Below are 11111 nucleotides of genomic sequence, written 5' to 3'. Positions count from 1 at the left end.
GCGTGCGCAAGCTCCGTGTGATCGCGATCACCGAGCGGCATTTTCGGCTGTCTTTGCCGGCAGCGATCGATCTCGACACCCAGCGCACCATTCACGCCCTCGACCACTTCTTGCGCGCACAAGACTGGCCCGACCGCATTGCGCAGTGGCCTGGCTATGCTGATCTGGTGATCGAGGTCCGGGCTGGTGGCGCCACCGACGCGCTCGCCGAGCGCCTGGAATCGGGCCTACAGCACTGGCTCGACTTAGAGGCGGTCGACGCTCTGCAATCTAGCCCTGATACCCAAGAAATCGTCTGGATCGACGTCGATTGCAGCCCTGCCAATGCGGTTGATCTGGCGCATTGCGCGGCCTGTTGCGGACTGACCGAAGCAGCGTACCTGGAGCGATTTTTCGAGACGACGTTCACCGTCGGGCTGATCGGGTTTCAGCCGGGTTTTCCGTATTTGCTCGGTCTACCCGAATCACTGCACGTACCACGCCGCGAGTCACCCCGGGCGCGGGTCCCGGCCGGCAGCGTTGCCATTGCGGGCGCCCAGGCGGGGATCTACCCGGAGAGATCACCGGGCGGCTGGAACCTGATTGGGCAGACCAACGTCCGCCTGTTTGATCCAGAACGGACACCTTGCAGTCTGCTTCGCCCTGGCATGCAGATTCAGTTCCGCAACATCACCGGAAGGAAGCCATGAGCATCACGGTTCATGACGCTGGTGTGCTGGCGACGATTCAAGGCGACCCCCGACGCGGCTTTGAACAGTTCGGCGTCCCCCCGAGCGGCGCCATGGATCGCGTCGCGTGTCTGGCGCTGAATGCCCTGCTCGGCAATGCGCCAGACGGTCCGGTCATCGAATTGGCGCTCGGGACATTGAATATGACCGCCACTGAGACCCGACATGTTGCCGTGTTGGCACAGGGTTTTGAGCTGCGCATCGATGGCGCGATGCGCGCATTGGCCGAAGCGCATGTCTGGCCTGCCGGTTCACGCCTGACACTTCGGCGCCGCGAGGGCCCGGGATACGCGTATCTCGGTATTGGCGGACGCTGGCGGTTGTCACCCCAGCTCGGCTCGGTCAGCACCGATGTCCGCAATCACATCGGCGGGATGGCCGGCAGACCCTTGCAGGCCGGTGATTGCTTTGAGATCGAATCCAACGCAAGCGCCGATACGCCACCCGCGCGCCTGCGTCTGCGTTGGCCGCTGCAGGATCTTCAGCATCCGCAACTTCGGGTGATCGTGCATGAGCCCAAGTTGGCCGCGCCATTGTTCGGCGCGAATCTGACGGTCGATCTGAACAGCACGCGCCAGGCACTATTGTTGCATCCACCAACGTCGGTTCCGCACGATCAGCGACAACGGCTGTCAACGCCGCAATGGCCCGGTGCGATCCAGGCACTGCCCGACGGGCGTTTTGCATTGTTGGGTCCGGAGGCACAGACGATCGGCGGCTACCCGTTGGTGGCCAGTGTCTGTGCCGCCGATCTATCACGGCTTGGACGAATCTCTGGTGGCCAAACCCTGCGCTGTCTGCCCGTCAGCGTTAGCGCTGCCGCGCAGTTGGCACGCCAACAACAAGCATGGTTGCGCGAATGGCTCAGCGAGATCACGCTTCGACGGGCACCGAACAACCGAGGATGAACGACGTGGCAGCGCTGGAACTGAATGCCGATTTGGGCGAGATGATGGACGATGGGCGAACCGATGCGCTCCTGATGCCCTGGATTCAGCGGGCCAACATTGCCTGTGGCGGTCATGCTGGCGATGGCGACAGCATGCGTGCCGCGTTGCGATTGGCCGCGGCGCATCGCGTCCGCGCTGGCGCCCATCCGTCGTACCCAGATCGAGAGGGCTTTGGCCGCCGGGCGTGCTCGCTGCCGCAAGCCGACGTTATTGCGTCAGTGCTTGAACAGGTTTCAGCACTGGTTGCCGAGGCGAGCGCGTTGACGATCGAACTCGATCACATCAAGCCGCACGGCGCGCTCTACAACCAGGCGGCAAAGGATCCCGGTCTGGCGGAAGCTCTGGTGGCCGCTCTGAAGGCGCATTTCCCGAATCAGGCGCTGCTGGGCTTGGCCGGTTCGGCGATGGCAGAATCGTGTGCGCGTCAGGGCTATCGATTCCTGGCGGAGGCGTTTCTGGACCGCGCCTATGGCGCCGATGGCCAACTCCGGCCACGGACGCTGCCGGGTGCCGTGCTCACGCTCGACGCCGCGTTGGCACAGGCCGCGCAGCTACGTCAAGGCTGGCTGGTCAGTTCTGATGGCCAGCGACTCGACATTCAGGCCGACAGCTACTGTGTGCACGGCGACGGCGCCGAAGCCCTGCCGTTGCTGAAGGCGCTATACGAAGCCGGCTATGCGTCGCCGCGTCTCTAGGCAAATCAGCACGTTACGGCGACTGGAAGTGGATGGCCTGGGTGGCCATCCCTTTTTGGTGGCCATCGCTTTTTTCCCAGAACCAATTGACAGCCCCCGGCCAGGCGGCTAAAGTGCGCGACCTTCCGGACCAGTCCGGAATTCCACACGCCCAGGTGGCGGAATTGGTAGACGCACTAGTTTCAGGTACTAGCGGGTAACACCGTGGAGGTTCGAGTCCTCTTCTGGGCACCAGATATCAGCAAAAGACCCGCCGCAAGGCGGGTTTTTTGTTGGCTGCGGTTTGTCGCGCGACGGCTCGTTCGGCGTGCGTCGCGTTTGCCCCTAGCGTCAAATCAAGAGTATGTCTTCAGTGGAGTTCCGGAAACTGCGGCACGCGCTGCAATAACGTCGCTTCCGCGCGTTTGCCATCACGCGAGGCCCTTGTGTCACATGCGGAGTTTTGGCACTCACCCGACTCAACTAATCCGAAAAAGGCGTGCGCTGCCCGCCGGACTTGCTGAATCTCGAATCGTGATGCCGAGGTACCGGCTGCTTGGCCATGCCCGCCCACTAGTGGTGGCTCGCAAGGCGACTGCGGGACCCGTGCGAACGATGTGATACGTTTGGGCCAAATTCGGGAGTACGTCATGGCAAACACAAAGTCGGTTTTCGCGGCCTTGATTGCGGTTGCGTTCATGGCTGGGTTCGATGTTGCCGAGGCCGCATACCGAGCAAACTATGAAGCTGTCCTGGTCAGCGCGGAACGCTCTCGGATCATACGGACTGCTGAGTTTGTCGTTTCTGGGCTCCCACTTGCGCAGGCATTGGAGCAATACCAACTCGTGCTGGTGCCGACGATTTCGGCTGATGGTACGTATACGGTTGCAGTCTCACTGAAACCTGAAACCAATACGGCCCCACAAGACAAACACGACTCGGGCCAATCCTTTTCAGGCAAGGTTGGCACGCCGCTCGACATCAAGACCAACGTTGACGGCGTCGCAGTTTCGGTGGCGTTTATGCTTTATGAAGCGAACGAGTGATTGGCTATAGTTCCTGCAGCGCCGAGTTGTACGGCTGCCGCCTAATGAGCCATCCGGAGTGGATACCGTGTCGCTTAAGCTCGACGCACCCGTTATGGCTCAGCGTTTGGGTTAGGCGCGTTATCACTTTTTTTCGCTTGCCGAGCCGCGACGCCGCCAGACGAATTCGTGATGATTGGCTGCAGATCGGGTTGGCGTTAGATGGGATAGCCTATTGGCGACCGTTCACCGACTACTTCGCATGGACTTGAGATTTGTATGAATCGCAATGTGCCTGTCGAGCTTGAGTTCGTGCTTCGCGTTGCCCGCAAGGTCCGTCCGAAGCCAAACAGCGATGTTCGCATTGACTATTCGAAGTGGTCTGAAGCGGCGCTCGCTTGTCCGATGGCGCTGATCGATGAGTTCTATTCGCACAGGCCATACCAGTGCCGAGTGTGTAAGCGCGCATGCGTGTTCTCTGCTGAAGATCAGAAGCACGCATTAGAAGTGCTTAAAAAGCCCCTGCAGTCGGCTCCGTCAATGTGCGAAGAATGCCATGCAATTCGGGTTGGGCTGGAACGAGAGCAACGCGCCTGTTTCGCCAAGTGGCGAATCGCTAAACAGAACCTGCAAGGGAATCCCACATTTCTCACGCGCTGGCTGGAGATTCTCGAGACCTTGCCGCGCTATGGCATCAGAGCTGACTCGGGCAAGATCACCCAGCTTCGAAGACTCTTGCATGCAACCCGCCCTCGGTCGTAGGGGCAGACCCCAGTGTCTGCCCGTTCGGCGCTGCGAAGCTGTCACAACGCTGGTCGAATTGCGCAACCATGGCCCCCACCCACCTCAATGCACCCACTGCCCATCGCGCTTTCGGCGCAGCAATGGATTGTCGGCATCGAACGATTCGTCTTGCCGGGGTTGATGATCGCGCCAATACTGCTGGATGTCGGCCACGGCGGCGGCCACCGCGTTTAATGCCGCGTCGTAGTCGGGCTCGGACATCGGTTCGAGCAAATGTTGCCAGGGGTTATCGCTTGCCGGTGGGTCGTCGCCGGCTTCATCCGGCAGCGCGTCGTCCGAAGCCTGCTCATGCCAAGGTTGCTCACCCGGCAACGGTAACTCGTCGCCTCGTTCGTGGGCCGAGCCTGGTTCGCCGACCACGTCGATATCGAGTACGCCCTCTTCTGCCGAGAGGCGAATGATCGGGTCCATGATTTCGAGCAAACGTGGGTCGCTGCCCAGACGGGTGCCCCAAATCTCGGAGCGCAAATCGATTCCGGCCGCAAAGCCCTCGCACCAACCACGGGGCGACAGACGCGCAAGACCTTGCTCGTCTTCCACCTCGGCGTAAATCGGTTGGTAGCTGAACGCCTCCAACTCCTGCACGATGCTGTTGTAAAGGCGCACGATCAAGGTCAACACGCGATTGTTGGTGTCGGCATCGGCAATCTCGCCATCGTCACTGATCAGGACCGGCAGCCATTCCGACGCCGCAATCGGTTCTGGCGCCACGACCACCGCGCTCAGCAGACCGTGCGCGGCATCGAGCCCGAACTGATACGGGCCCGGATGCTCGGCCAGATATTCGTTCAGTTCGTCGAGCTCAATGTCGGTCAAGCCATAGGGCGGCTGTTCACTCATAGCTCGACCCATACCGGCGCGTGGTCGCTCGGTTTGTCCCATTTGCGCGGTTCGCGGTCGATGCCGGCCGCTTTCAGTTGCCCGCGAAGCGCCTGACTGATCAGCACCAGGTCGATGCGCAGGCCCAGATTTCGGCGAAAGGCTGCCTGTCGATAGTCCCACCACGAGAACACGCCACCGTTGTCATCAAGTTCGCGGTAGCTGTCTAATAGCCCCAGGTCGAGCAAGCGCTTGTAGGCATTCCGCTCAGCGGTGGAGCACAGCACCGATTCGTGCCAGGCCTCGGGGTCGTGCACGTCGCGGTCATCGGGTGCAATGTTGAAGTCGCCGAGCACCACCAGATTCGGATACCGCGCTGCTTCGTCTTCCAGCCAACGCTGCAGCGCTTCGAGCCAGTTGAGCTTGTACTGATACTTTTCGGAGCCGACTTCCTGGCCATTGACCACATACAGATCGATGACCCGAAGATCGCCGATCGTCGCGGCCAGCACGCGGCGTTGCTCGTCGGCAAAGTTCGGAATCTGCGTGATCACATCCTGCATCGGCGTTTTCGCGATGATCGCCACGCCGTTGTAGGTTTTCTGGCCATTCGCCAGACAGTGATAGCCGAGCGCCTGAAAGGCCTGCTCCGGAAACAGATGGCTTTCCATCTTGATTTCCTGCATGGCCAGCACGTCCGGTTTGGCCGATTCCAACCAGGCCTGCACGTGTTCCATGCGGGCCTTCAGCGAGTTCACGTTCCAGGAGGCGATTTTCATGGGTGAATGTTATCGCGTATCGGCGGCACGGCGCATGCTCCCGCTTGGCGGACTGTCGGACGCGTACCGCCGATCCGTCCCATTGCCCGCGCTTTGCAGCGCTGGCTACACTCGGGCTTTCCAAGTCTGGGGACCCTCATGCTCGATCTTCAATCCGTGGCACCTGAACAATTCGATGCGGCATTGAACACCGCGTTCAACGTCAGCACGGGTGGCAGCATCCAGTTGATCGAAGTGGTCCGGTTGAAATCGCCGTCACCGCGGCCACAGGCGTTTTCGCTGACTTTTTCGCATCCCAGTGCGCATTTGCCGCAAGGCATTTATGAACTGGAGCATGAGTCGCTTGGCAAGATGGCGATCTTTCTGACGCCGATCCAGCCTGATAAGCGTGGGCGCTTGTTTGAGGCGGTGTTTAACTAAGCGTTGGATGGTTTCGGTTGGCCTGTTGATTGTCACGCTGCGACGCTTGTCTGCGCGTTGAGTCGGCAGTTCTGGCGCGACGTTCTATCGACGCCAGATTTTCGCAAGTAGCCCCCTCCCCAACCCTCCCCCGCGATCGCGGGAGAGGGAGCCACATCGCGCGCGGGAGAGCAACCTCCCTCTCCCACGCGAGTGGGAGAGGGCCGGGGAGCGGGCTACTTGCGATCGGCGTCAACAGCCAATTGGAGTTTCCAGAGCGCCCAAGAATCACGCCCCAGTATTGCCAAACACCTCGGGTATTAGCCCCGCAATATCGGCCGCCACGCTGTCCCATTCGAACGCAGGTGCATTGGCCCGGGCCAAGGCGGCGTGGCTGAGTGCTTGGTATTGCTTCGGATCCGTTAGCACGTTCTTGAATCCGTCGGCAACGTGATCTGGCTGCAGTTCGCTCATCAGCAACGGCGACCAACGGGTGCGCACGCGCACCGGTGGTCCGAGCAGGATCGCAGCGTCCTGCCAGAGTTCGCGGAGCGGCGGCAGGTCGGGCAGCAGTTGCGGCACGCCACACGCGGCGTGTTCGAAGCTCACCAGGCCGAAGCCTTCACCCGCACTGGTATTCAACCCGAGCGCGCAGGCGTTATAGAGCTCGGTCAATGCTTGATCCGAAATCGGACCAGGCTCCTTGGGCCACCAGATGATCGCGGACTCCAGATTCAATTCGCGAATCTGGGCGCGCAGCGCCTCGGCCATGGATTCGTGCGCAATGGCCTGATGCAAGCACAGACGCACATCACTCCCACCTTGAGCACGGTACGCCGCCAACCCGAGCAGGCCGAGGTCAATGCGTTTGCGCGGATCTGGCCGGCTCGCATTCAGAACGACACAGGTGGGTTCGTTGAGCGCAAACAGCGACTGGGCCAGGGATAGTCGTTCGGTGATGGCAAAGTCGACGCGACGGACCGTTTCGGCGGGTTGAAACTGCGCTCGCGCAACGCCGTGTCCGGCGATGGCGACGTTGATTGCCATGCCGGCACGTTGAATCGAACTGCGAAGATTGTCGGCGGCGTAGCGGGTGTACGTGCAGAGTGTCCGGTAGGCAGAAAGATCGGGGAGCACCAGATCGTCCGGGATATCGCCATCGAGCGGCAAATAGCCAATCAGTGGAATCGATCCGAGCACGGGCCCGAGCACGCGGGCGTAGTGCTCCAGGTACCACAGATCGTTGAGCGCAAAGATCGCGTCGGGCGCGAGCGCGTCGAGGCGGTCTCGGATCAAGTACGCGCCGACGGAATCGCCGACGCCCATCGGCACCGGAATCAACTGCACGCCAGGCTGAAGCAGGCGTTCGGGACCGGTGTCGCCAATCGCGACCCAGGTGATATCCACCTGGGTCACAAACCGCTGCACGAGCGCATCCAGCACCCGCGTGAAGCCCGTCCCCGGCCGGTGCCAACCGGCGATCAACAATCGGCGGCGCGACGCTCCCGGGGCGGCTTGACTCATGCGTTACTGAGTTCGACCGGCGTGTACAGCACGCCACCAGACACTTGGAACGGCATCAGTTGCACGGTGAGAATCGGTGCCCAGGCCGGGCCGTTGACGTCGCTGAGCTCGTAGCCAGGCTGATTCAAGTCACCGAGCACACTGACCAGCGCGTAGCCAAACGTGCCAAGCGAGCCGCAACCAAACTGTTGCGCCAATTGATCGATGCGGCGGAGTTGTCGGCCGGCGCCGTTCAGATCAAGGAATTTGAACAAGGCGCCTTGCGGCTGATGATTGAAGCCGACGGCGAGCGTCGCCACCACCAAGATGTAGTTCGGGTTATTGAATTGCTGGATGGGCGGCGCCTGGTCCGACGCAGCTTGCAACTGGTTGTAAACCACATTGAGATTGCTGCGGTCGATGACTAGGAACCAATACTGCCCTTGTCCAGACGGCGTTTGCTGCGCGAAATGTTGCTTGCCAATTGCGATCTGCGCTTGGGCAGTCCCCGTACTGAAACCATAGTGCGCTGAAATGATCGACAGTGGTACCGGAATCGGACTCGTTACAGTCATATGCGTACTCCTTGTGCAGGCAAAAGCCCTGACCCCAGGGCGAGAAGCCGCCGACCCGGATCGACGGGAATGTATCGACGAATGCCTAGTCCGTGGCCGCAGCGACGATCATTGGCCGCCAAACCATGAACAGATATGTGCCGCGATCTTCATCCAGTTCGAAGCCGCGACGCAGGTAGAAATCTCGGGCAGGATTCTCGCGCTCGACGTGCAAGCTTATGGGCAAGCACAGTGCCTGGCACTCGGTGAGCAGGCAGTCGATCATGACGCGCCCAAACCCTTTGCCTCGGCAGCGCTCAAACAACATGATGTCCATCAGGCGAAATTCACTAGGGGACCGATGGAGATACAGACGCCCAATCACCTTGCTTTCGTGGCAAACCACCCAGAACCGTGCGCAGTCATAGTGTTTTCGGTAGTGATCCGCCTGCAAACGGAATTGCTCGGCGAGAAACGCCATCTTGGCAGCCTCGGGCCACGGCACGTGCATCAGCTCATGCCACCGAAACTCTTGGTACAGATGACAGAGCGTTTCGGCGTCCTCAGCACGCTCAAGCCGGATCGTCAGGCTCGGGTCTGCATGCTGCAATGCCGTGCTTAGTGCTCGCCCAATGTGCTCAACGGATTGCTGGTGCGTGTCGGAAGCGCTCATCGGCACCCTTTGCATTCATAAAAACTGGCCCGCCTGGGATTCAGACGGGCCAAGGTTGAAGCAGAAGTCAAACTGTTTGGACTTGGAGTCGGACGCGTGCCAGGACCGAGTCGGCTTCTGGATGCGTTGGCGACGCACCTTTGGCATGAAGCACCAACCAGTGCTGTCCCACGCCGAGGTGACCGAGTCCGTTCTCGGCAAGCAGGCATTGCGCTTTGGGGTCTTCAGCCGACGTCTCGCCCTCAAGGGCAAAGAGGCGCTCGGCATCCGCAACAAAACGGAAACGCTGGCTGTTGCCGTTTACTGCAAACGACGCCAATTCAATTGCGGCCTGGCCATGATCAGTCTGAAACCACAAACGTGCCGTCGCATTCAACCCGGCAACGCTGTATTGCGGCTCAACCAAGATTTGCACCGTGCCCTGCTGACAGGCATGGCTCGGACCACACTGGCCGCCACCGGACGCGCTGAGCAAGGTCCACTCGTTGGACGCGGACAGCATTTCCAGACCAGCATGGGCTGCGACCGAGGCCGTTGGGACCGCCACCGCGGCAAGTAGGCCGGTTTGGGCAATGAATTGGCGTCGAAGCATGATGTGACTCCTAGGTTCGAGGTGGGAAAACGCCCTGCAACGCGATACAGAAGTAGAACGTCAGGTACGGCATCAGATTGTTATGCGGGTTGTCGCCACCGGCTGGAGCCAAACTATTGTCATTGAGCGCGACAATCGGTCCACCGGCATTTGCGTACATGCTGACACCAATACCGGTTGCCGGTTGATTGGCGGCAGGCACACGCGAAGAGCCATCAGCCTGCGACACATTGAGGCCGTGACTGTGCGATGGCATTTCGCTTTCCAACAACGACACCGTCTCGGACCCTCCGGTCTCACCGAGGTCGTGCAGCGACAGACCAGGGCCTTGACCCGGGTGCATCGGCGCTCGTCCCTGCAAGTCTGGCAGTGCGAAATTGCTCTTGCCGTTGCCCCCATAAGTGGTTCCAAGCAACGAGAACAGCGCGGTGTTTTGGGACAGCGGCAACAGCTGGCCATCACACCAAGCCCAGCCCCGAGGCGCGAAGTTGAACGGGAAAATCCTGATTTCAGCTACAAATGGATCTGCCATAGAAGTCTCCGGATCAGGTTTGGCTTGGGAAGATGCCAAAGAGGGAAATGATGAAGTCCACACACAAATACGGCTGGAAGTTCGTGTGGGGCTGATTGCCGCCGACGGAGGAAATGCTCACGGGTGAAATGTTCGTTCGGGGTGCGTCAGTGCCATAGGCCGAGTTGCTGGCCACCGACAACCCGCTGAGCGAGTTTCCTTGAGCAACCGCACCGGTTCCCGTATTTCCGGACGCGAGTGCGGGATGGGAGTGCGCGGGGATCTGCTGGACGGTCAACGTCACTTCCTCGACACCACCGGTTTCAGCAAGGATGAAGCCATTGCCCTGGTGGATCGGGAGGCGTCCGCGCAGATCGGGCAGCGCAAACGTTGACTCACCGTCACCGCCATACGTTGTGCCAATCAACTGAAACAGTGTTTCGTTCTCCGAGATCGGCAGCAGCTGTCCCTCGCAGAACATCCAGCCCGCGGGCGCGAAGTTTCCCGCGAACATGCGGATCTCACCGACATAAGGTTGTGCCATGGTTCGGTCTCCTCAGGTTGCGGATGGGAAGATGCCCTGCAGCGCAATGCAGAAGCTCAGGGTGAGGAAGGGCTGCATGTTGAGATGCGCTTGCGAGCCGCCGGTGTTTCCGACGGTGGTCGGTGACATCGCCTGCAGATTGGTGCCCGGGCCCCAAACGTTTTCGCCAGTCGAATTCGCCAAGACCGAAGTCGCTGTTGGCGTGTTCGTTGTGGCCGTGACGCCGTTGGCGTTCCAGACATGAGTGTGCTGCGGTATTTCGGCAATGCTTAAGGTGTGAGCCTGCTCGCCACCGCGTTCGCCCAAGGTATGTCCACTACCGACATGGATCGGCGTACGCCCGCGCAGGTCAGGCAAGCCAAAGTTCACCCGGCCGTCGCCGCCGAAGGTCGTGCCGAGCAGCGAGAACAGGGCCTGATTCTGATTGATCGGGAGTAACTGCCCGTTGCAAAGTGCCCAGCCCTTTGGAGGGAACACGAAACTCATGATTCTGATTTCAGACAAGAAGGGTTCCGCCATCTTGATCTCCTCATTGGTTGTTTGCCTTAGTTGGCGG

At 60.4% G+C, this 11111-nt stretch carries 15 protein-coding genes and 1 tRNA gene; 7 read left to right on the top strand and 9 right to left on the bottom strand.

The window, feature by feature from the left end; all coding sequences use genetic code 11:
* Positions 1 to 2 precede the first annotated feature (2 nt).
* The 6 genes from C7S18_RS22930 to C7S18_RS22905 all read left to right on the top strand — a co-directional run bounded on the left by C7S18_RS22930 (position 3) and on the right by C7S18_RS22905 (position 4139).
* Complete coding sequence (locus C7S18_RS22930; RefSeq protein ID WP_170113447.1) at positions 3 to 689, top strand: 5-oxoprolinase subunit B family protein; 687 nt, start codon at positions 3 to 5, stop codon at positions 687 to 689.
* Positions 686 to 1636 carry a 5-oxoprolinase subunit C family protein gene (locus tag C7S18_RS22925; protein WP_106893767.1) on the top strand — a complete coding sequence of 317 codons (951 nt, stop codon included), beginning with the start codon at positions 686 to 688 and terminating at the stop codon, positions 1634 to 1636. Before C7S18_RS22930 ends, C7S18_RS22925 begins: the two co-directional genes overlap by 4 nt.
* Positions 1633 to 2373 (top strand): 5-oxoprolinase subunit PxpA, encoded by a 741-nt coding sequence (pxpA, locus tag C7S18_RS22920; RefSeq protein WP_106893766.1) that lies wholly within the window; start codon positions 1633 to 1635, stop codon positions 2371 to 2373. The genes C7S18_RS22925 and pxpA overlap by 4 nt, the downstream gene beginning before the upstream one ends.
* Positions 2374 to 2522: 149 nt before the next feature.
* Positions 2523 to 2607 (top strand) — tRNA-Leu (locus C7S18_RS22915).
* A gap of 395 nt (positions 2608 to 3002) precedes the next feature.
* Positions 3003 to 3398 carry a hypothetical protein gene (locus C7S18_RS22910; protein WP_106893765.1) on the top strand — a complete coding sequence of 132 codons (396 nt, stop codon included), beginning with the start codon at positions 3003 to 3005 and terminating at the stop codon, positions 3396 to 3398.
* A gap of 258 nt (positions 3399 to 3656) precedes the next feature.
* On the top strand, positions 3657 to 4139 hold the full coding sequence (locus tag C7S18_RS22905) for a zinc-ribbon domain containing protein (protein ID WP_106893764.1): 483 nt from the start codon (positions 3657 to 3659) through the stop codon (positions 4137 to 4139).
* An 84-nt stretch (positions 4140 to 4223) separates the two neighbouring features.
* Here the strand turns inward: C7S18_RS22905 and C7S18_RS22900 are convergent, their stop codons facing one another.
* A complete protein-coding gene (locus C7S18_RS22900) occupies positions 4224 to 5021 on the bottom strand; it encodes a YecA/YgfB family protein (RefSeq protein WP_170113446.1) in 798 nt (265 codons plus the stop codon).
* On the bottom strand, positions 5018 to 5779 hold the full coding sequence (gene xth, locus C7S18_RS22895) for an exodeoxyribonuclease III (protein ID WP_106893762.1): 762 nt from the start codon (positions 5777 to 5779) through the stop codon (positions 5018 to 5020). The genes C7S18_RS22900 and xth overlap by 4 nt, the downstream gene beginning before the upstream one ends.
* Positions 5780 to 5917: 138 nt before the next feature.
* On the opposite strand from xth, the gene C7S18_RS22890 reads away from it, so the two are divergent.
* Positions 5918 to 6199: a DUF6916 family protein gene (locus tag C7S18_RS22890; protein ID WP_106893761.1), complete on the top strand. Its 282-nt coding sequence runs from the start codon at positions 5918 to 5920 to the stop codon at positions 6197 to 6199.
* Between the two features lie 267 nt (positions 6200 to 6466).
* Here the strand turns inward: C7S18_RS22890 and C7S18_RS22885 are convergent, their stop codons facing one another.
* The 7 genes from C7S18_RS22885 to C7S18_RS22855 all read right to left on the bottom strand — a co-directional run bounded on the left by C7S18_RS22885 (position 6467) and on the right by C7S18_RS22855 (position 11074).
* Positions 6467 to 7702: a glycosyltransferase gene (locus tag C7S18_RS22885; RefSeq protein WP_106893760.1), complete on the bottom strand. Its 1236-nt coding sequence runs from the start codon at positions 7700 to 7702 to the stop codon at positions 6467 to 6469.
* Entirely contained in the window at positions 7699 to 8256 is a 558-nt protein-coding gene (locus tag C7S18_RS22880; RefSeq protein WP_106893759.1) for a hypothetical protein, read from the bottom strand. Before C7S18_RS22880 ends, C7S18_RS22885 begins: the two co-directional genes overlap by 4 nt.
* 85 nt (positions 8257 to 8341) lie before the next feature.
* Positions 8342 to 8908, bottom strand: coding sequence for a GNAT family N-acetyltransferase (locus C7S18_RS22875; RefSeq protein ID WP_170113445.1), 567 nt, complete (start codon positions 8906 to 8908; stop codon positions 8342 to 8344).
* A 67-nt stretch (positions 8909 to 8975) separates the two neighbouring features.
* On the bottom strand, positions 8976 to 9500 hold the full coding sequence (locus C7S18_RS22870) for a hypothetical protein (RefSeq protein WP_106893757.1): 525 nt from the start codon (positions 9498 to 9500) through the stop codon (positions 8976 to 8978).
* A gap of 10 nt (positions 9501 to 9510) precedes the next feature.
* Positions 9511 to 10032: a phage tail protein gene (locus C7S18_RS22865; RefSeq protein WP_106893756.1), complete on the bottom strand. Its 522-nt coding sequence runs from the start codon at positions 10030 to 10032 to the stop codon at positions 9511 to 9513.
* Positions 10033 to 10045: 13 nt separating this feature from the next.
* A complete protein-coding gene (locus C7S18_RS22860; protein ID WP_106893755.1) occupies positions 10046 to 10555 on the bottom strand; it encodes a phage tail protein in 510 nt (169 codons plus the stop codon).
* A gap of 12 nt (positions 10556 to 10567) precedes the next feature.
* Entirely contained in the window at positions 10568 to 11074 is a 507-nt protein-coding gene (locus C7S18_RS22855; RefSeq protein WP_106893754.1) for a phage tail protein, read from the bottom strand.
* Between the last annotated feature and the right edge of the window lie 37 nt (positions 11075 to 11111).

The sequence above is a fragment of the Ahniella affigens genome (assembly GCF_003015185.1).
Lineage (GTDB): Bacteria > Pseudomonadota > Gammaproteobacteria > Xanthomonadales > Ahniellaceae > Ahniella > Ahniella affigens.
The sequence above is the reverse complement of the archived record's forward strand: the minus strand, read 5'-3'. Positions and strand labels throughout refer to the sequence as shown.